The following is a 20,945-nucleotide window of genomic DNA, read 5'->3' as shown; positions in this document are numbered from 1 at the left end:
ATTTGATGATAGATATTCATGTTTGACAAACTTGACCGAAGTCTCGTTAATAGAGGGATAAAAAAAGAGCGGTAGTGACGTATCTTCAACGTCATCACCGCTTTTGTGTATGCAAATCCGCTTGGTCAGAATGCTTTGAAAGCAATCCAAACGGATCCCATCATCACAACAATGCCGCCAATACTGGTCATCAAGTAGTAAAAGTCGCTAGGTTCGGGGTCGTTCACCCAGATCCAACGAAGGGAGATGAGGAAGAGGATATCCTGAAACCTCCGGTAGTAGAAGCTGCACCATCCAAATATCAAACCGGCGAATGCGAGAAAAAGGTAGACAGGCTCACCTTGCGCGTGATGGTATACCGGGTAAGCAGCAGTCACGATTGTATCCGGTGAAAATCGTTCCTCGTCCTCGCCAAGTATTCTCTGGTTGTTAACGTAAAAAGCGATGGAAGTAATGATATTGCCTTCTTCATCAAAACTACTTAATACACCGCCATGGTCCTGAACCTCATAGGTGTTTCCTTTGGGGTATAACACGCTATATTTTGCATTAGGTTTGGAACTGAGTTCTGTAATGATATATTTCTGATCATCGATGAATACAGTGCGCTTCTGCTGCTCCACTAGCACCTGAATGGAATCAGCCGTTCTACTGCGATATATCAACTGGTTTTCTTCTTGGCGATCCAATAAATACTTGTTAATGTCTGCATAGAATATGTGTTCCGTGAAATAAGGCTTGGATAGGAAGCCAACGATCACAGACGCAACCACAACGCATGAGAAGAAAATGAGGGTGGGAGACTGGATTTTCTTGAGCCATTTCGTCATCGTATCACCTCCCTTTCCACTTTTTTCTATTACGCTGATTCAGGGAAAGGGTTGCGTAGGGTTTATGCCATAAAAGAATGGGACTTACTGGTTTCTTTTTTTGGAGCTGCTGTTATTATGAATTTATACCCTGAATTTGAGCTTGAGAGGGTGCAGCAGTCGTTGCCTATTAGACAAGTCACAGGAGGAGATTGGGATGATTAGAGGATTAACGAAGGCAGGTTTGGGGAAGATCGAGTCTGATGAACAATTTATTACGAATGCGGCCAAATGTGGCTTCCAGTCCGTAGATTTGAATCCGCTCTCATTGGTTCAACAATACGGCAAGGAGCAAGCCGCACACCTATTGGAAAGCAACAATATTATCATCGGTTCATCGGATTTCACCGTGGACTGGAGAAACTCAGAAGAGCAATTTCGTGAAGGACTCAAATCTCTGGTTGAAATGGCTGAAGCCTCTGCTTCGCTGAATTGTTTCAATTGCTGCACCTATGTTCTTCCCTCGACTGATCTGCCTGCTGCTTCATTCATGGCGGCAGCTACCAGACGGTTGAGACTCTGTGCAGATATTTTGGGTGCTTACGGTATCCGGCTTGGGCTGGAGTTTGTCGGCCCCCATCATTTGCGGACCCAGTGGAAGAATCCGTTTATTTGGAGTGTGGAGGACACCTTGGACTGGATCGAAACCATTCATGCTCCCAATGTAGGCTTATTGGTGGATTCCTATCATTGGCATACGCTTGGTTTGCGTATGGAAGAGGTGCTGCAACTGAAAAAGGAACAGATTGTTCACGTTCATATCAATGATGCCTCTAATCTGCCGATTGAAGAATTGCTTGATAATGAGCGCCTGTATCCAGGCGAAGGAGTCATTGATCTGACGGGTTTCCTGAAAAATCTGGAGGCTGTTGGTTACACGGGCGTTGTAGCCCAGGAAGTTCTGGCGCCTGCATCAACACTCGATTCAAGCGAGCTGTTTGCCAAGTCGAAAGCAGGCTTTGATCAGGTGTTTGCAACGCTATAAACAGATTTGAATAATGAAGAGTAGGAAGTATTGCAAGAAACTGGCGGATTCACAAGTATTGCATCAATGGATTCGTCAGTCCATTTTTATTTTAGCACTCAGTCCATGATGAAATTAGTAACTAGAGCAATTAATATGAATATTCACAATAGAAGGAGTACATAAAATGAAGTTTTTGTTTGAATTGATGTTATCTATGCTAATGCTCACCAATGGTTCGAGTGGCGAACCTCTTACCAGAGAGGATGTTCAAGGCTATCTCAAAACTCATCATCTGCAATACGCTGATACAAAAATAGTGAGTGACCACTCTGCACTGTTAATTGATGTAAAAGGAGAGCATGCCAAAGCATCTATCCTCACCAAAACAGCGGATAATAAGCTTGTAATGCAACCAAACGAGTATGTATGGGATGAAGACGAAGAGGGCATATCCGTAGAAACGGTAGATCGATATGTATGTATTGTGATCCACGATAAAGCGCTCAGTCATGATATGGATTTCGTTAACATGGTCTATGTAGATGATAATGGGGATGAGCGAAAGGATCGTTACTATTTTAAGGGGAAGCAAGCCATTATTATACCAATGCCACGGCAAGAGCACGTCGTGATTGCCATTTACGGAAACGATGGATTCATCCACGACATGATTAAACACGTCCCTGAGATCGTGTTACAGCAAAATAAACTATAGTGAATTCCAAAAATCGGATAGTGAATTAACAAGGGAGCGAAAAGATAAGGGGCTGATCGAGACCCCTTTAGCCCCTCTTCTCCAGCACTGAACCAATATTAATCAAGCAAGCCGCGTTCCTTCATCAATTGATGTGTCACCACCCACAATTTGTGTTGCATTCCGATATCTCCGCCTGGAGCCATAGGCGTAATAGCCGCTCCGCTGCCCACATTGAAATAACCTCCCGAAACCTCCCCAAACTTGGGTTCTACAACCAAACGAGTCATGATGTCCGCCCCCCGGCGCGGGTCGCCGATGTGCAGAAACGTTAAGATGCGCTCAAGTACACTCGCGAACCACAGTTCCCGTCCAAGACCGGTGACATTGAAACCAGGATTCAAGGCATTCACACAAACCCCGGTCCCATCCCATTGTCTGGCTAGTTCACGGGTAAACATAATATTGAGCAGTTTGGTTTTGCCATAGATCGGAGAGGAACCGCGTGCAGTAAACGGAGTGGTATCCCTCAAGTCATCCGGCAGCACCAGTTGACCGTGATTTCGAGAGGCTTCGGATGCAACGTTCACAACGCGGGCATGACCCGACTGAATCAGGGAATTGCGCAACGTATGCGTTAGCAGCCAAGGCGCCAAATAGTTCACGGCTATCATCTCGGCAAACCCTTCTGAAGTCACTCTCTGCTCAAACGCATGGAGTCCGGCATTATTCAAAAGTACATCGATACGTGGATACGCAGCTGCCATTTCAAGCCCAATACGTTTTACATCACTTAGCAAGGATAAGTCTCCGAAGAAAAAGTGGATATTGGCAGAGGGCACGATTGTCCTGATTCTGTTTCTGGTAGCCTCGGCGCGCTCTTCGCTTCGGGCTGTGAGTACAAGTGACGCTCCACGCTTGGCAAGTTCGATGGCAGCAAGCTGCCCTAATCCGCTCGTTGCTCCGGTGATTACGATAATAGGCTGTGTTGTTTTCATAGTGAAGTCTCCCTTTGACACGAACAGAGTCGGTAGATATAATTGACATAAATCAACTATATATATTAATTGAATATTAATTGATATTTGTCAACTATATATTCTGAAGGCCTGCTTTAATGAATGAAGGAGAGGGGAACAACAAAATGAGTGAACATGCAGCCAAAACAAAAGATAGAGAAACCCTGGAACTGGCGCTTGGTGAGCAGATCCATGCCTTGATTAGTGCTTCGCATGCACTCAATGTTCGGTCTGCCGAGCGTTTTGATGCGACGCTGCAGCCTGCTGCTTTTCACCTCGTACGGTGGTTATATTCTTATGGTCCAACAAGTGCCGCAGCTTTGGCAGAAGCGACTGCTATGGATCGCAGCTCGGTAAGTCGTCTGATTAAGCAGCTTGAAAAATCGGGGTATGTGAGCAAGGAGCAGGACCCTGATGATCGGCGCGGCATTCTCTTGTCACTGACAGAGCTTGGCGAGCAGTCGACGGTGAATGCGCTGAAGGAGAAGGAGTTGGCCTTTTATGAGCGTATATCCAGATGGGATGATGAAGAGCTGGGACGTTTCACCACCATGCTTCGGCAGTTTAACGGGTTGGAGAGGTAGTGTGGGGTATGTAGTGAAATTGTGTTGATATAAACATAGCCATGGTAAAAAAATCAAAAGGTGATATCCACATTTCCACTGGACATCACCTTTTGATCTACCGAGGATAAAACAGAGTTTTACTTGTCGGCAAGGTATCCTAAACCATGTTTGAATAAAGGACTCGTATCTACAGGAAGCATGAACGTGACATCAGGTAAACTGCCGTCTGTTTTTCTCGCTGCCGATAATTGAGTCGTATCCAGACTTACAAAATCCTCTGGGGTGAGCTGAAGACCACCATCAATGGTCCAAGAATTATTGGACACATTTTCGATAGGGTGATTATCGTTTTTAATGGTTGTCCCCATGAAGGCTATGTTATTATGTAACACTTCCCTGTAACCAGGAATGTTGGTGATATCCGTCGGACTAACGCGCTCCAGCATATCATAATTGGCCCGGCTGTTACTGTATGACGTGTTATTGGTCCAGTTAGCGGATTGTCCTGGCTGATGATTCGCATAAAAACCATTTGCTCCGTTATTCACTGCAAGTGAATATCTGACGGTATGTACAGGCAATGGATCTGGAATGCCGGTTGTCCGGTAGGCGTATCCTCCGACTTTGAATCCGTTCTGGTCGCCTACGCCATTCTGGTTGCCCCTGTTGTTAAACGACCAACAATGATCGTACATCACAGGTCCCTTTGAACTGATGCTGTCGAATCCATCATCACTGTTATTCCATGCACGAGAATTAATGAACGAAACCGCTCCACCATGAGCTCCGAATCCATCTGTATTCCCGGCAGATACATCCGTTGGGCCAATATTGTCATAAGCATCAGAGTTAAGAACGGTTCCTGTTCCATTCCCCGTATAGTAAAAACCAATTGCTTCATTTCCGTAAGCGGCCATATTCACGAAGTCGGCTTGCCCTCTGATTCGGAATGCCTCCGATTGAGGCTGCTCACCTACTTTAACACCAGTGACATCGAATCCCTGGAAAGTGACTCCTGTTGTACGGTCTTCAACAAAGAATGCAGCCACACGTAAATTGGTTGGTACATGACTGAAGTCAAAAACAGGTCTTTCACCAGGGTATGCTTCATAGGTAATTCCATTTTTGTTGAAGGCATGAACGTAATTATAATTACTATCCGTTTTGGCGATTTCAAAATCATCGTAAACTCCGCCGCGGATATAGACCGTATCGCCGGACGAAGCCATGGACTGGGCTTGCATCAAGCTCTTCAATGGCTCATGTATCGTTCCCGCATTGGTGTCACTGCCGTTCGGAGAGACGTAATAACTCGTCGCACTTGTAGCAATGGCTCCTTCTTTCCCTGAATCCAATGTATCTCCAGTTGCCATAACAGAACTTGTCATAAACAAGGCTGTAAGCATGGAATAAATGATGAATAAACTCCCGAGTTTTCTCACAATGCTTTTCTCCTTTTGGGTCAATAAATGGTTTGGTGACGTCTTAGCAACCATGGCGCATGATTTTTATCGGTCTCCCGTATAGGGATTTTTATAAAGCGATCATGAAATAATTCTTTTGCAGTACGTTTTAGGTATAAAGTAATGGCGATATAAAAAAGATTGTGATAGGGAAAGTCAGCCTCTATTGGAATTAATTTTGCCTCTTCATATGTAGTAGATTTGCCATTGAAATTAACATCCCATTAACAATCTTTTTACGTAACCGGAGATGTAAAATTCAAGTCAAAAGGGAGCATTAACCGAGTATCCTTGGGATGTAGAGCTCATGAGTATTTCTGAAATGGGTCGTATATATTACAGTGTTTGGAATCCTGTTCACAGGACGATTTTTACATAATTCTTCAGCTTGATCCCATCTATCATGGAATACTCACAAAGCTCTTCCTATCATCCACAAGAGTGGTGAAAGTTTCCTGAATGGTGAACAAATTTTGAACGTTGCGAGAGGCAGGATTGGCCTCATTTTATCAAGTCTGACTCATAAAATGAGAGATTTAGAGAGCATACATTATATGCATACAGCAAAATAAAGCTTTAATAGAACGTAAACGAATGCAGCTCTATGTAAAATTTTTAATAGGTGCTCTCAACGCGTTGACCCTGCCCTCAAAGTCTCATATATTTACTCCCGGCACAACAACACAGAACGGGTGGAGGGATCAGGTTGTTCAACAAAAAAGGAAAGAAAATGCTTGCGATGCTTACGCTGATACCCCTGGCTACAGGGATGGTCATGGGAGCTTTTCCTGCGGCGATTACCCATGCAGCTGCGGGAGATAATACGCCAGTCAACAGCACGGCTGCAGGCTCTTGGCAAACGGGGGATTTGCACGTACATACCTTTGAATCGGATGATGCACAGAATTCGCTGGAGAAAGTACTGGACGCGGGTTTGACACAATATGGGCTGGACTGGATCGCGCTGACGGATCATTTGCGGTTATCCAAGCGGGATCACAACGGAGTAGACATTCCAGGTGGCTCCATTCCGATGTCCGTGGGGATGAATGAATATCAGGTACCACAGATCAAGGCACTACAGGAGCAAGGCAAATATGCAGGCAAAACGATCTTCTCCGGCTTCGAATGGGACATGCCGACGCATGAACACGTTGGGGTGGGGATTCTCACAGATGAGCCGAATTCGACCGAAGCTCTGGAAGCTGCAAAAGAATTCGAATATCGGTTTACGAACCGTGATCCAAAACTGTTCGATCCAGCAGATGTAGCGGCCTGGGATCAGGAAGGTGGACGTGCCTATACGACACATCAGGATGCACTTACTGCCATTGAATGGCTAAAAACCAACTATCCAACAACGAGCTATGCGATGATCAACCATCCTTCTCGTGGCAAAAATAAATATACGATTGCGGACTTCCGCGATTTCAACGATCTGGCACCACAGGTGGTATTCGGTATCGAAGGTATGCTGGGTAACCAGATGGAACCGGATCGTGGCGGTTATAACACAACCTACAACGTGTCTAATCCGACGGCAGACGATGGGTACAAATACCGTACTTATGGTGGTGTAGACTACATGGTGGCCAAGGTAGGCGGACTGTGGGACGCACTGCTTGGAGAAGGTCGCCACTTCTGGAACTATGGTAACTCGGATTACCATTTCAAGACGATTGGCACGAATTCCAGTGGTTATTTTCCTGGGGAATATGCCAAAACTTACGCGTGGATTGAGGGTAGCGGGATGCAGGCCGTGTTGGAAGGCCTTCGTTCAGGAAAATCCTTTTCCGTATTCGGTGATCTGATTAACGCACTGGATTTCACCGCTTCCAGAGCAGGCGCTCAGGCTGAAATGGGTGAGGATCTGAACGTGACTCAAGGCGACGAAGTGGAGCTGAAGATCCGATTCAAGAGCCCGACGACCAGCAACAATTACGAAAAACCAATTAACAGCGGCACATCTGCTGGCCAGGTGCCTGTGGTCGATCACGTTGACCTGATCGCCGGGGATGTGACAGGCAAGGCCGAGAAGGGTACAGCCGCATATAACAAGGATACTAACGATTCCACCCGCGTGCTGGCTACCTTCACATCGGACGATTGGACGACAGATGCCGAGGGCTACAATGTCATCACATACAAAATTAAAGCGACAGATCAAGATCAGTATTTCCGCTTGCGCGGAACGAATCTGGAGATGAACGTTCCGGGCGAGACGGTGAATGGCGAACCACAGCTGGATCCGAAGAACACGACTGCAGATGCAGTAACGCGTTTCAACGAAATCAATGACAGCAATTATCGGGATCTGTGGTTCTACTCCAATCCGATCTTCGTGAACGCGGCACCTTATAGTGATGTGCAGGCGGTAAATGACACGCTCCAGGCGATTGATCTGGGAGACCTGAACGCAGTTACTTCCGACCTCACTCTTCCTGTTGAAGGGAAGCATGGAACGACGATCAGCTGGTCCAGTTCCAATCCGGCATTGATTGATAATCAAGGCAAGCTGCTGACACAACCGAATAACAATGAACGATTGGAACTGACGGCAACTGTACAACGCGGCAGCGAAACTCAAACGAAGATTTTCACTGTCATCGTAGAGGGCACCAATAATCAGGTTCTGATACTGAAAAGCAATATGACCACCATGGACGGACAGTCGTACCATACGGATACATGGACGAATCAGTCTGTAAACGTAAGTGTAACGAGCGCGGTATATGCACCGGCCACTTCGGCGACCATTGAGCTGTCCCGTGATGGAGGTCAAACGTATGACCCTTATACCGAGAATACGCCTCTGGAGATTGCTGAGCCTGGAGAACACAGCCTGTTGTTCCGAGCTACAGACGATCTGAACAGTGAGTATACATTACCCGTGGTTATCAAAATCGACCGTGAAATTCCGGTCATTACGCTGCAAGGCAGCAGCCAGATGACACTGAATGTGGGCGAGAGCTACAACGAGCCTGGAGCATTGGCATCCGACAATGTGGGCATCAGCGGTTCCGTGCAGATGGATGGCACCGTGAACACGCAAGCAGCCGGAATCTATACGATTCGTTATAACGTAAAAGATATTGCGGGCAATGCAGCAGAAGAAGTCACACGTACCATTACGGTACAAGCCAGTTCGAACAATGGCGGTGGATCAGGTGGCGGTAATGGAGGTAGTTCCGGTGGCAATTCCGGAGGAAGTACGCCAAGTGTACCGACAACGCCTACCGTTCCTACAACACCGACCACTCCGGACACTGGATCGGATTCATCCACTGAAGTGAAGGTAGAGGTGGAAGCGAATCAGCCTGTCCAAACGGGGATTAAAAACGTGGTAGAATTCAACGCTCCGGCTGGAGCTATTGGGGAAAAAGATACTTTACAGCTGTCCGTGATCGCACAGGACAAACTGCAGAATACAGCTTCGCTGAACGTTCTGGGTCAGGCGGTACAGATTAGCCGCTCAGGTGGACGGACGTTAAACCATTCGGCTGAGTTGAGTCTGAATTATGATCCGGCAGGTTTGATAAGTGGAACGAAGCCAGCAATCTATTATTATAACGAAGCTCGTCAGAGCTGGGTATTTGTCGGCGGGGAAACGAATGCTGCTGGAATCATTACGGCGAATGTGAATCACCTGGGTACCTTTGTTGTCTCCAGTTACACACCTGCGGATCTGACGGATCTAAATGGACATTGGGCATCTGATTATGCGGATCGTCTGATGGGCATGAACGTCATCCAAGGGTATGCAGATGGAACATTCCAACCGTCCAAGGAGATCACAAGAGCTGAGTTTGTGACATTGCTTAGCAAAGCATTGGCTCTTCAAACGGTAGCGTCCACGACTTTATTTGCAGATGAGGAAGCTCTACCTGCATGGGCGAAGTCCGAGATTGCAGCTGCCGTGCAAGCCGGTATAGTGACAGGCTATGGTGATAATACATTCAAGCCGGATCGCACCATTACTCGTGCGGAGATGGCTGTGATGATGGCAAAAGCACTTAAGTTGAGTGATGTGCAGGTAGGAACGAACGGTGAGAATGCCAAACCAAGCTTCACCGATGCAGCACAAACGCCAGCTTGGGCACAGGAAGCCATGGATGCAGCTGTACAAGCTAATATTATTAATGGGTATACGGATCACACGGTTCGCGCGGAGAATATGACGACCCGTGCGGAAGCGACAGCCATGATTTACAAATTGCTGCTCGCGATGTACGTGTGAAAATAAAATTAACTGTAAAGAACGCTTATTAAAATGAGGATACCACTTTCGTGGTACTCCTCATTTTTTCTGTATCTTTAAGAGCAAAATCACAATATAAACAAGCAAAGTAAGTACAAGGGCCGAGCCCAAATAAAGGCCAACAGTACCAATGGCGATGATGACGTAAGTCACAATTAAACAAGCCACATACAACGATAAGATCTTTAGCAGTTTTATTATGAACTCCTCCTAGATAGCAGTTATAGACTTACCCAACAGGATAAGCCTCTTAAGTTCTGCTGTCTATCAAATAATACATACCAATCTATAACACCAATATGGGAATAAATAAGGCCGGCAGCAGATTTAATACTTTGATATCCGTAATCTTCAGGACGTTCAATCCGGTACAGAGCGCCAGAATGCCGCCAATCAGCGTGATTTCGTTAATGATGTTGGCCGTCATGTATATGGAGATAAAATCAGCCGAGAAGAAGACCAGAGCTTCAATGACAAATAAAATAATTGCCGAAAGCATGATGCCAAAGCCAAAGGAGGAAGCCAGAATTAAGGCCGTAATGCCCGAGAAAATGGTGTTGATCTGCAAAAAATGTGTTATCTCCCTGCAGTGCACTTTGCAGCGGTCCGAGAATAGGTATCGACCCTAAGCATAGTAAAGAGATGGCAACCGTCAATCCTTCATTCAGTCCATTGGATGAGAAGCCTTTCATGATTTTGGACAAGATCTGATCAAAATTAATTAATTGGCCAATAATTCCGCCTACCGTAAGAAAAATAACAAACATGACCTGATACTGGCTGGTGGAGATGCTGTTGATGGTTGTGCTAATGCCGATGATGATTGCGCTGATCCCAATGACTTGATACAGGATGGCTTTGTATCCGTCATTGACAAATTTTTTGGTGATCGCTCCAAGAGTACTTACGAATACAATGGAAAAGCAATTAACTAATATTCCTAACATGATTACACTCCTGAATTCACCAAACCGAGTTTAGAACATCGTCTACTTGCTGTATTCTCGTCACAGATGGTGTTTGAATTAGATTTCCTTTGACCATGACCATCCGTACATCGGATAGTGCTTCAATGTTTTCCAGCGGACTCTGGTCCAGCACGATCAGATCTGCCTGTTTTCCGATATCGACGGTACCTGTAATCTCTTCAATACCCAGGATCTTCGCGTTGGTTCGGGTCACCATATCGATCAGCTGCTTGTTGCTTAAATTAGCCTGTTTGATGTAATAGTCCATTTCTCTCCACATGTCATAGTGAGTCACGTACGACATGGCGGCATCGGTGCCAAGACCGATGGTAATGCCGTTTTCGATGGCCTGCTGGGCACCTTTTAACATGGATGTATACACGAGTCTGGCGTTTTCTTTCACGGTTGCGCTCACGTTCGTTACGCAGGTATCGAGCAGAGCAGATGGATAAGCAGCTAGAAAGGTAGGAATAAGCGCAGTATAGCCATTCAGGGCACTTGGATTGTTTTTGAACAGGCTGATAATCTCATCATCCATCTCGGAGCCGTGCTCAATGGTATCGACGCCGCCTTTTAACGCGACTCTGACACCTTCCGTGCTTTCCACGTGAGCCGCCACCCGCAATCCGATTTTGTGGGCTTCATCGCAGATCGCGGCAACTTCCTCCACCGTCATCTGCAAACGGCCTGCTTCGCCGACCATCTTGGCATCCGTAACGCCGCCCGTCACGCAAATTTTGATGAGATCGACACCGTTCTTCACATTGATGCGTACATTCCTGCGAGCTTCCCAAGGGGAGTCGCCGACCAGAGCCAGGAAAGGAGCACCATGTCCTCCCGTCACACTTAGGAAAAATCCAGAGACAAGCAAATTGGGGCCAACGAACTCACCGTTGTTAATCTCATCCCGCAATTTTACATCGGTATAGAAGAATTCACCGACACTACGCATCGTGGTTACACCCGCGTGGAGTGCGGTCAGCGCATTACGTTTCATTCGCTTTTTCAGAACGTTTTTGCCGAATTTCGTGTTCAGGATTCGATCATATGCGAATTGCAGCATGCCTTCGCTGACAGACAGGCTGAAGGGCTTACCATCCGCAAAGAGATGGACGTGAGCGTTGATCAAGCCAGGCATCACATATTTTCCCGATAGGTCGATAACCTCATAGTGGCTCGGAATGGCCAGTTCAATTGATTTTCCAATCTCCTGAATCAGCCCATGTTCATTGACCAGGACGGTCATGTTTTTCTCCAGATTGTGATTAAGGTCTCCATGAATCAGATGGCAGTTCTTTAGTGCATAAGCTGTTTTCGTCATTGGGTGTTCCTCCTTGAAATGAGCATCGAATTTAAAATTGAATTACTAATTCATTTTTGAATTAAAAAAATAAGAGGGGTTGGATTAGGCATTTTTTGGCGTGCGGACCAAGTGCGTTTTTTGACCTGATCTGCACGCTGTGCCAGCTAGGCATATAGCTTATTCACTCAAACTCTTCATGCCGTATAACCGGTATACATATAACGCTTCAAAAATCTGCTTGCGGCTGTCCTCGCTCATGTCCCGTTTCAACAAATCCAGGTTCATGTCGATCACATTGTGTGCAAGGATATCGAGCATGATCAGGTTTTCTTCCATTCCGATCTCATAATGCTTGTACTGCTTTTTGAGATAGGCCTTCTTGGTTTCGATCATGGTCTCAACGAGCTCGTTCTTGGCGTTGATGTAGATCGTTCCTTTGTTCTTTTCGAAAATGATGATGATCTGGTTCCGGTATTTGCGTAATACGTCGACCTGTTCCTGTAGCAGCGCCGATTTCCTTTCATTGTCCGTTTCCGCCTCAAACAAGTTTTGGTTATCAAAGTGAATGGTATCAACCAGCACTTTTTTCAGATAATCCACCAGATCGGGCGGCACGACCGCGTAGAACAGATCCTTTTTGTTTTTGAAATACGTATAGATATTGCCTACCGAAATATTGATTTCATTCGCAATGTCGCTCATCTTGGCATCCACAAAGCCTTTCTCGTAGAACACCTTGAGCGCTGCGTATTCAATTTCTTTCCTGACTTCGTCTTTTTTGGCTTGCACCATTGAGAACGACTCCTTAATAATGAATGAGTGATTCGTTATTAGGCTATTCCTATTTTGAGGGTTTGTCAATGGGGACGAAAAAATCATGAAGTATACGGTTCGGTGATCGGGTTGGAAAGTCACATGCGCCAAGGAATCTGTGGAATTTTATATCGAAAAAAGTCGTTTCCATCTTTTTTAACATAAATCCATGGTGGAGGTACGGGAGTACCAATGCTTTGTACAGGGCGTTGCCCTCGTCACTGGATGCATATTGTTCAAGACTATGCGTATCTTCAAAACTCACTGTTCCTTGGTAAGATAATCTCTTGCCTTGTATTTCTATAACAGGTGCATCTGAAATCATTCTACTTACTGTATTAATCAATCCGATTCTCCCCGAAGACCAAATAAATAATTCACTTAGTAATAATAGGCCCACCAAAATAATCATGAGCATAAAGCGTCCCTTTTTCCTCAAAGTCCGTATCTCCTTTGACAATATACTATGGTGTATCAACCCTCTCTTTTATAACATTAACATTGTTCCTACTTTCAATTAAGCATTGACTTTCCCGGTGTGTCCCCCTAAACTTCAATTATTAAAATACTTTTAAAAACATTCCTTCGAATGATAATCAATTGAAAGGAGGGTTGAATTCTACATGCAGCCTACATCACACAACACCCAGCAGGTGAAGCGAATTAATGTGGAACTGGTGAAGAACACACTTAGATCAACGGGCGTGGGAACGAAGTCTTCCGTTGCGAACCTGACAAAACTCAGTGTGGCGACCTGCGGCACGATTCTGAACGAGCTGCTCCAGACGGGAGAGATTATCGATCTGGGCCCGGACGAATCAAGCGGGGGGAGACCTGCGAGCAGATATCAATTCAATGCTGACTATGCCAGCGTGCTATGCGTGTTTATTCGAACAGAAGGCGGTGTTCACTCGATCACGCATCTTCAGGCTAATCTGAACGGTGAGATAAAGGATGAGCAGACGCTTATTTTGGATGAGATTACCGTGGCTACGGTTGAGGATCTGATTGCAGCCTTGATTGAAAAGTATAACAATGTGCAGGCGGTCGGGATTGGTATACCGGGGGTGGCCCACAACGGAATGATAGGCATTTGCGATGTGCCAGGTCTGGCAGGTCAGCCGCTGGGGCCGAAGCTCAAGGAGCGATTCGATGACGTGGAAGTCATCATTGATAACGACATGAATCTGACGGTGTACGGACTGTACAACGAGCAGCATTTTGAGGAAGAGAAGAACTTTGCGGTGGTCACTTTTCCGAAAAATCATTATCCCGGGGCAGGTTTCATCATTGACGGTCACCCGTTGAAAGGGAACACGCATTTTAGCGGCGAGGTATCCTACCTGCCTTTTGGGGTTTCATCCGAAGAACAGCTTCGGCTGCTGCACACTCCGGAGGGACTACATCAGCTGGTGGTCAAAACACTGGTATCCATCATTGTCATTATTAACCCGGCAGCGATCGTCATTACAGGGGACACGATGGACTCTTGTATGAAGCACGATCTGATCCAGGGTTGCCTGCAAACCATTCCACAGGAGCACATGCCACAAGTCATGATTCAAAATGACACACGGCGTGAATATGTTACCGGCCTGGTTGCTGTCACGTTAGAGAGCTTAACCTACCGCATCCAGTTAATCGAGAAAAAATGGTAGATCATATGTGACGAATTGTTTATTTGTCTTATACAACAGGAGGTACTCATTTTGGAGCAGCAAGCGAGTAAGAAGAAGTTTAATAAGATGTATGCCATGCAGCTGGCGACAATCTTTATTGGTTTTATCGTGTTTGGCATATCGGAAAATATTAAAGGGCCGGCGATTCCGCGCATTCAATTCGACTTCAATCTGGACGAGAAACAGCTCGGAACATTGTTATCCCTGAACGCGCTAGGGTATCTGATCGCATGTTCGTTCACGGCTATCCTTGTCCGCAAATGGGGCATCAAGGCGGTTAGCATTATCTCCTTTGCCTCCATGATTCTCTCGGGTGTGTTCATTTATTTATCCCATACATATCCGCTCTTTGCTTCATCGTATTTCTTCATGTACATCGGTAACGGCATGCTGGAGATTGCGCTGGCGATTCTGGGTGCTCGGATCTTTGTGAAAAATACAGGCATGATGATGAACCTATCCCATTTCTTCTATGGTCTGAGTTCTACCGTAGCTCCGCTGCTGGCAACGGGCGTCATGTCACTGACGGTGTTTGGGCATGAACTGGACTGGCGCGGCATGTATCTGGCGATGTTATCCCTCTGCCTACTGCCTATTATTGCGGCAATGCTTAGTACGTTTCCGGGAGATGATCTTCCGCATGAAGACCGGGTTTCCCTTAAAATGCTGACACGTGATCCAGCCATCTGGATGATGGTGCTGATTCTTTCTTTTGGCGTGGTATCTGAACTGGCCGTAGGCGGCTGGCTTGTAAACTTCCTGGAAAAGGCGTATACATGGGACACCGTGAAAGCTTCGGGGATGCTGTCTGCATTTTTCCTCAGCTTCTCGCTCGGGCGTCTGCTGCTCGGTCCGCTTACGGATCGGATTGGTTTTGTACTTTCATTGATTGTTTTCTCGGCTTTCTCCGCTATCTGCACGTTCGCGGCCATCGCAGGCGGTGAGGGGCTGGCGTTCCTGTTTGCCGTGTCTGGTGCAGGTATTGCGATGATCTATCCAACTGTGATGGCATTTATTGCGAAAAGGTATCCTAACGGAAGCGACACCGCCATTACGTTTGCGGTTACGCTGATGGGGGTCGGCAGCGTCATTGGTAACTATGCGATTGGCTGGGTTATTGAAGGCGTGAAGAATGCGTATGGTGCGACTACTCCATTGGGGCTGCTTCGCGGGCTGCAGGCGGGTTATGGTTTTATCGGTTTATGCGCTGTGATCTGTGCGGCGTCGGGCGTAGTGTTGTTTGTGTATCTGAAACGGAAGCAGGAACTGATTTAGTAATTATTCTATTTAAATTAATTATGTGAGATAGCATAGGAATCCTCGATGGAGTTAACGGGGATTCTTTTATTTATTGATTCTGAGATACATGATGCTATTATTTTAGCTAGCCGTAGAAGAAATATAATTTTCAATTTACAGACGGATGCAATGTAACTTTTGGTGTTTTATAGAAAATATCGCGGGGCGAGGTATAATTGGAGCAACTATCAACGAAAGGTATGAGATTGCCATGACTACAGCCATACTTAGAAAATGGGGGAATAGTATCGCAATTTGTATTCCTAACCAAGTACTTAAACGTCTTAATCTGAAGGAAGGTTCGGAAGTTGAGATTTTAGTGACGGCAGACAATGAATTGTTGTTGCGCCCAAAAACCAAACTGACCAATTACAAGGAAGAACTGCGCTCTCATCAAAAGACTCTGCTCTCTAAAGTGAAAGAGGATAAACGACATGATGAAATAGACTTTGGCACGGAAGGGAACGAATTGCTTTGAGTTCCCAAACGAGATCCCATACTTAAATTCACGTCTATCTCAATGACGTGGATTTTTTGTTATTATCCCGAAAGGAATTTTCGAACTCTTCTGTTCTTGTTTTACCTAGTTTTAATAAAGCAACGAATTATATTGTTTCGATATAGAATTTGGAATTTATCCGGTGATTAAATGCATTTAGTAGACACTCCTAGTGAAAGATAGATTTTTAATCCTCTGAAAATGTTTCCCATTTATAGTATGATCATACTATCGATAGCTTCTGCAAACACGTACTCTATCATCTCTGTGGCTATCGGATATGGTCCGGTCATCATGATCGAGTACGAAGACCACTCTATACATAAAGCAAAGGGGATAGAGACATGGCAGTAACCTCAAATCTGGAACAGATCCGCATTATTGAATACGATCACTCCTACGCTTCTGCACTCGCAGACATGTGGAACCGCAGCAATGAAAGCTGGGGAGGCGGTACGAACCAGAGAACGGAGGATACCGTACGCCGGGAGATGGAGAGTTCGTCCAATCTGCATGTGTTTCTCGCGGTCCATGAGCATGAAGTCGTTGGCTTTTGCAGCTTTGCCCACTACCGTTTCGATGAAGGGGCGCTGTATGTACCGTTATTGAACGTGCGTCCCGATTATCATGGCCATAAGGTTGGACGCAATCTGATTCTGAACGCCGTTCGAAAAACCGTAGAAGCGGGGTGGCCACGCCTCGATCTGTTCACGTGGGCAGGCAACACCAAGGCTGTGCCGATGTACAAGAAGTGCGGTTTCTTCTGGGAGAAAAAAGAGGACAATGTGCACCTGATGAACTTCATCCCAACCGTCTTGCAGACCGAAGCGCTCGCTCCATACTTCGAGGTATTGGATTGGTATACCGATAGTACGCGTGAACTCGTCATTGAGCCGGATGGTCGGCAGGAGCGTGGCTTTGATTTCTTCGATTACACTTGGAAAAAGGGAGATATCTCCTTGCGCGCCGAGTTCGAGAAGTCTAAGTCGTGGCTTGACCGCACTCGAAACGCCAGATTACGTAATCTCCACAGAGATCGATGACCATGATCTGGTGTTTGGCTCCACATACAAGGTTCGCTACCGAATCAAGAACTGCTCACCGTCTGAGCAGACGTTTTTAATCAAGGGGCAGGACAACAAAAATATTCGCTTTGCTCTGGACACCGCAAGACAAGTGGCTCCGGGGGAGACGATCGTTGTGGAAGGCGAGTTCCATCTGGAGCCGGTCACAGAGGAACAGAACCTGATGAAGACCCACCCTGTTGTCGCCAGCACATGGCTGATTGGCGGCAGGAAAGCGGAGTTCCGTATAGGCGTTGCACCGAAGTTTCCAGCTAAGCTGAACCTGGTGCTGCCCGCGAAGGAACTGTACACGGGTGTCCCGGCAGAGCTGGTTCTGAACGTGGAGAACAATTATGATGCCGAGGCCGAGTTTGCTTTTGACCTGCCCGAGGATGAATTCCTGGAATGGACAGAACCTTCGGTACGCCTCACTGTGCCTGCGAAGGGTAAAGCTTCGATACCCGTATCCTTTATCCTGCGCTCGTATGGACTCTTTTCGAGGAAGGTGGAGGTGACAGCTGTTCCGGCAGGTCACCAGCCAGTCGTTTTCACAAGTAAACTCTCCGTCCTGATGAAGGGAACTCAAGGGCGCTTTGGCGGAGAGCACGGGGATCAATGGGTAGCTGTGAATGGCGCATTCTCCCTTCATATGAGCAGACAGGATAATACGATGTGGATCGAATATCCGGGCTCTCGCCACACATTCTGGTGGACCTATCCGAAGCTGGGTAAGCCATTTGCCGAGAAGTTTTCCAAGAAACAAGCCAAAGAAGTCAACATCTATCCCGAAGGGGACAGTCAGGTTTTTGAAGCTCTCTATGAATCGGAGGACTTTCCGGGGTTACAGGTTAAATCTGTGGTCAAGTTGTTTGCCAGCGGCATTGCGGAATTTAACCACGAAATAATCAATACGCGCAGTACAGAGCTGGAAGAGAATATGAGTTTAATGACCAACTTCGGTTTCTTTGGGAGCCGGCTGATTTTGCCGTATCAAGGTCGGTACGTGGACATGCGTGATACGTATTCCAGCGATCCGGGCCATTGGGATAGTGCCCAAATCACGGAGAACTGGCTTTTCTGCAAGGAAGCGTACGGAGCATGTGGTATCTATTGGGACCCTTCGCTGAAGCTGCTTCGTCCGGAATATACACTGGGGCTGGAGCATGAGCTTGGCCGGATGCCGGCAGGGGCTGTTGTACAGACCAAGAAGACTGTATTTGCGTTGAACACTTTCGTTAAGTGGCAGGATTTCCGTTCTTTTGCACGTAAAGAGCGCGATCTGATTGTACCTGTGCTGGATGACCATCTCGAACTGGCTCTGGGCAGTGGCAATCCATTTGAGGGAGGCAAGCTGCAGGCCGAATGGATGGAGCGAAAAATGATACCGCTAGCCGGGAATCTGGAGCTGTATGCGCAGAACGGTGGTGCATCGGAGTTTAAAGTTGCAGATATGGAATTAAACCGGGAGCAGGACCTTCGCTCTGTACAGTTGGAGTTCTCCCCTGAGGAAACCGTGGCAAAGGAAAACAGTGAGAATGGCTGGAAGATTCGGGCCGTATATCGCGGAGAGGATCGGATTCAGGAACGGACCGCTCTCTGGTTTCCGAAGACGCAATCCGCCGTTGACTGTGTGATTGAAGAAGGGCAGGCAGGCCCGGTGTACAAGGTGTGTAATGGAGTTATCACGATCGCAGCAGCACCCGGGTTCGGAAGTGTTGTGCATTCCTTGACGTATCAGGGAGAGGAATGGCTGGACAGTTCGTATCCGGAAGCAGCACCACGTTCCTGGTGGAACCCCTGGTACGGCGGGCTTGGTGTGGGAATCCCCGGCATGAATGGTTTCAGCCGTCAGCAGGAGCACCGAAGTACAGCGTGGACGGAGCAGAAGGATGATCACGGAAACGTCTGGACAGGAATCTGCATGACGACCCGGATCGAGAAACAGGAAGCGAATCGGGGGATTACGGTACAACAGCGTTACCTCATGCTGCCTGGCGTTCCAGTTCTCTGCTCGCTTCATTCTGTGACGAACGAAACCGGGTTGACGCTGGTGAATTACTCGCTTACAGAAGATCATTTCTTCAGGCCGTCATCCATCTTTGCCGAAGGCTGGCTGGAACATCTCGAGCAAGGACGGTTCTCCTTGGGGAAGGTGGACGCAGGTCTTCAATTGAAGGGAATCTTGCGAATAGGTGCGGTTACTCGTAAAAACATGCTTCATGCAGTAGATGCCTATCCCAATCATAATCCGTCGGTGTATGTGAATAACCAGGTACTCAGCCACAATGTGCATCAACATCTGCCGGTATCCAATGGGGAGACTGCCTGGATGAAACCAACCTATCTGGTCTTAGGGCAGATTCCTCTGAATGCGGAAGATGTCCGCAGCCTGTTGAAGCTATCCTTTAGGAACACAACTGTTGAAAAGGAGAACACGCATGCCGATCATTGATATTCACATTCATCTGTCTGATATTGACAGCTTCCATCGAACAGCGATCGATCTCTCCCGAGTCGATTACTCTGCCGCAGGCCTCAAGGCGGAGTTTGACAAGAACGACGTCATTCTCGGTATTGGCATGGGAGTAACCGAGCAGACCAAGGGAGCCTTTCCGGACTCCAGTTCACCGAACCCGATGGGACTTGATCTGGAAGAAACGGTTCCCCCCTTCCTGATGGAATGCGTAGGTGTCAATCCGAACCGGCTTGGCGGTCAACACGCGCAGGAAGAATTGGATCGCATTGAAGCAAGGCTGCAGGCTCCCGAGGTAGCGGGTATCAAGCTGTACGCGGGGTACTATCATTACTATGTCCATGACAAGATCTATACTCCGATCTATGAGCTGGCGGCCAAGTATAATATACCCGTCGTGATTCATACGGGGGACACCTACTCGATGAATGGATTGCTGAAGTATGCCCATCCGCTGACTGTGGATGAGCTAGCTTATCAACAGCGAGGAGTGAACTTCATGATCTGTCATTTGGGTGATCCCTGGGTGATGGATGCCGCCGAAGTGGTGGCGAAGAATCCTAACGTATATGCTGATTTGTCCGGCCTTGTGGTGGGTGATCGTCCCCATTTTGAACGATTCATGAATGAACCGCTGTTCATGGACCATTTCCGCCGGGCGCTGGTGTATTCCGATCACTACGAGAAAATGCTCTTCGGAACCGACTGGCCGCTTGCACCGATCGACCTGTATGCCGAATTCATTCGTAGGCTTGTGCCGGAGCAGCATCATGACAAGGTGTTTTATGAGAATGCATTCCGTTTATTTCCTCGCATAGAGCAGCGAATTGCACAGCTGGGTTAAGGGTTAAGAAGAAAGGTTTAAGAAATATATTTATAAGATGATAAATATTCGAATGCGTCGTTTGTATCACTATATCGTTCACTATGGAATGATCGACCACAGAAAAGCTCTTGCCACATATGTGGCAGGAGCTTTTTTTGAACGCAAGGAATTAACGTAATCAAGCG

17 protein-coding genes are annotated in these 20,945 nt (G+C 46.9%); 10 read left to right on the top strand and 7 right to left on the bottom strand.

What is annotated here, in order from left to right; all coding sequences use genetic code 11:
- Nucleotides 1-125 precede the first annotated feature (125 nt).
- On the bottom strand, nucleotides 126-830 hold the full coding sequence (locus CHH60_RS13905; protein WP_095359685.1) for a hypothetical protein: 705 nt from the start codon (nucleotides 828-830) through the stop codon (nucleotides 126-128).
- 196 nt (nucleotides 831-1,026) lie between these two features.
- Between CHH60_RS13905 and CHH60_RS13900 the strand changes: the two genes are divergently transcribed.
- Together CHH60_RS13900 and CHH60_RS13895 are read left to right on the top strand one after the other, a co-directional pair.
- Nucleotides 1,027-1,854, top strand: coding sequence for a sugar phosphate isomerase/epimerase family protein (locus CHH60_RS13900; protein ID WP_095359684.1), 828 nt, complete (start codon nucleotides 1,027-1,029; stop codon nucleotides 1,852-1,854).
- Between the two features lie 166 nt (nucleotides 1,855-2,020).
- On the top strand, nucleotides 2,021-2,551 hold the full coding sequence (locus CHH60_RS13895; protein ID WP_095359683.1) for a hypothetical protein: 531 nt from the start codon (nucleotides 2,021-2,023) through the stop codon (nucleotides 2,549-2,551).
- Between the two features lie 98 nt (nucleotides 2,552-2,649).
- On the opposite strand, the gene CHH60_RS13890 is transcribed toward CHH60_RS13895, so the two are convergent.
- Nucleotides 2,650-3,528, bottom strand: coding sequence for an SDR family NAD(P)-dependent oxidoreductase (locus CHH60_RS13890; RefSeq protein WP_095359682.1), 879 nt, complete (start codon nucleotides 3,526-3,528; stop codon nucleotides 2,650-2,652).
- A 146-nt stretch (nucleotides 3,529-3,674) separates the two neighbouring features.
- On the opposite strand from CHH60_RS13890, the gene CHH60_RS13885 reads away from it, so the two are divergent.
- Entirely contained in the window at nucleotides 3,675-4,133 is a 459-nt protein-coding gene (locus CHH60_RS13885; protein ID WP_095359843.1) for a MarR family winged helix-turn-helix transcriptional regulator, read from the top strand.
- A 119-nt stretch (nucleotides 4,134-4,252) separates the two neighbouring features.
- Here CHH60_RS13885 and CHH60_RS13880 read toward each other — a convergent pair whose 3' ends face one another.
- Nucleotides 4,253-5,557 carry a DUF4990 domain-containing protein gene (locus tag CHH60_RS13880; RefSeq protein ID WP_255247924.1) on the bottom strand — a complete coding sequence of 435 codons (1,305 nt, stop codon included), beginning with the start codon at nucleotides 5,555-5,557 and terminating at the stop codon, nucleotides 4,253-4,255.
- A gap of 727 nt (nucleotides 5,558-6,284) precedes the next feature.
- Here CHH60_RS13880 and CHH60_RS13875 point away from each other — a divergent pair.
- Complete coding sequence (locus CHH60_RS13875) at nucleotides 6,285-9,815, top strand: S-layer homology domain-containing protein (RefSeq protein ID WP_095359681.1); 3,531 nt, start codon at nucleotides 6,285-6,287, stop codon at nucleotides 9,813-9,815.
- Nucleotides 9,816-10,122: 307 nt separating this feature from the next.
- Here the strand turns inward: CHH60_RS13875 and CHH60_RS13870 are convergent, their stop codons facing one another.
- From CHH60_RS13870 to CHH60_RS13855, 4 genes are all read right to left on the bottom strand, one after another.
- Nucleotides 10,123-10,404: a DUF554 family protein gene (locus tag CHH60_RS13870; protein WP_176476058.1), complete on the bottom strand. Its 282-nt coding sequence runs from the start codon at nucleotides 10,402-10,404 to the stop codon at nucleotides 10,123-10,125.
- Nucleotides 10,304-10,783 carry a DUF554 family protein gene (locus CHH60_RS13865; RefSeq protein WP_095359679.1) on the bottom strand — a complete coding sequence of 160 codons (480 nt, stop codon included), beginning with the start codon at nucleotides 10,781-10,783 and terminating at the stop codon, nucleotides 10,304-10,306. The genes CHH60_RS13870 and CHH60_RS13865 overlap by 101 nt, the downstream gene beginning before the upstream one ends.
- 16 nt (nucleotides 10,784-10,799) lie before the next feature.
- Entirely contained in the window at nucleotides 10,800-12,125 is a 1,326-nt protein-coding gene (locus CHH60_RS13860; protein ID WP_095359678.1) for an amidohydrolase family protein, read from the bottom strand.
- Between the two features lie 159 nt (nucleotides 12,126-12,284).
- The gene (locus CHH60_RS13855) at nucleotides 12,285-12,899 is read right to left on the bottom strand and encodes a TetR/AcrR family transcriptional regulator (RefSeq protein ID WP_095359677.1); all 615 of its coding nucleotides are present in this window, start codon (nucleotides 12,897-12,899) and stop codon (nucleotides 12,285-12,287) included.
- 644 nt (nucleotides 12,900-13,543) lie between these two features.
- Between CHH60_RS13855 and CHH60_RS13845 the strand changes: the two genes are divergently transcribed.
- The 6 genes from CHH60_RS13845 to CHH60_RS13825 all read left to right on the top strand — a co-directional run bounded on the left by CHH60_RS13845 (nucleotide 13,544) and on the right by CHH60_RS13825 (nucleotide 20,778).
- Entirely contained in the window at nucleotides 13,544-14,578 is a 1,035-nt protein-coding gene (locus tag CHH60_RS13845; RefSeq protein WP_095359675.1) for an ROK family protein, read from the top strand.
- Nucleotides 14,579-14,665: 87 nt separating this feature from the next.
- A complete protein-coding gene (locus CHH60_RS13840) occupies nucleotides 14,666-15,874 on the top strand; it encodes an MFS transporter (protein ID WP_095359841.1) in 1,209 nt (402 codons plus the stop codon).
- Between the two features lie 235 nt (nucleotides 15,875-16,109).
- Nucleotides 16,110-16,376 carry an AbrB/MazE/SpoVT family DNA-binding domain-containing protein gene (locus CHH60_RS13835; RefSeq protein WP_255247923.1) on the top strand — a complete coding sequence of 89 codons (267 nt, stop codon included), beginning with the start codon at nucleotides 16,110-16,112 and terminating at the stop codon, nucleotides 16,374-16,376.
- Between the two features lie 365 nt (nucleotides 16,377-16,741).
- Nucleotides 16,742-17,440 carry a GNAT family N-acetyltransferase gene (locus CHH60_RS30245; protein ID WP_255247922.1) on the top strand — a complete coding sequence of 233 codons (699 nt, stop codon included), beginning with the start codon at nucleotides 16,742-16,744 and terminating at the stop codon, nucleotides 17,438-17,440.
- Complete coding sequence (locus CHH60_RS13830) at nucleotides 17,391-19,913, top strand: GNAT family N-acetyltransferase (RefSeq protein ID WP_255247921.1); 2,523 nt, start codon at nucleotides 17,391-17,393, stop codon at nucleotides 19,911-19,913. The genes CHH60_RS30245 and CHH60_RS13830 overlap by 50 nt, the downstream gene beginning before the upstream one ends.
- Nucleotides 19,900-20,778, top strand: a complete 879-nt coding sequence (locus tag CHH60_RS13825; RefSeq protein WP_095359673.1) for an amidohydrolase family protein — start codon at nucleotides 19,900-19,902, stop codon at nucleotides 20,776-20,778. The genes CHH60_RS13830 and CHH60_RS13825 overlap by 14 nt, the downstream gene beginning before the upstream one ends.
- The last annotated feature ends 167 nt before the right edge of the window (nucleotides 20,779-20,945 follow it).

It is taken from the genome of Paenibacillus sp. 7523-1 (assembly GCF_002276415.1).
GTDB classification, from domain to species: Bacteria; Bacillota; Bacilli; order Paenibacillales; family Paenibacillaceae; genus Paenibacillus; species Paenibacillus illinoisensis_A.
Note: the sequence above shows the minus strand (reverse complement) of the source record. Positions and strands in the feature narration are given on the sequence as shown.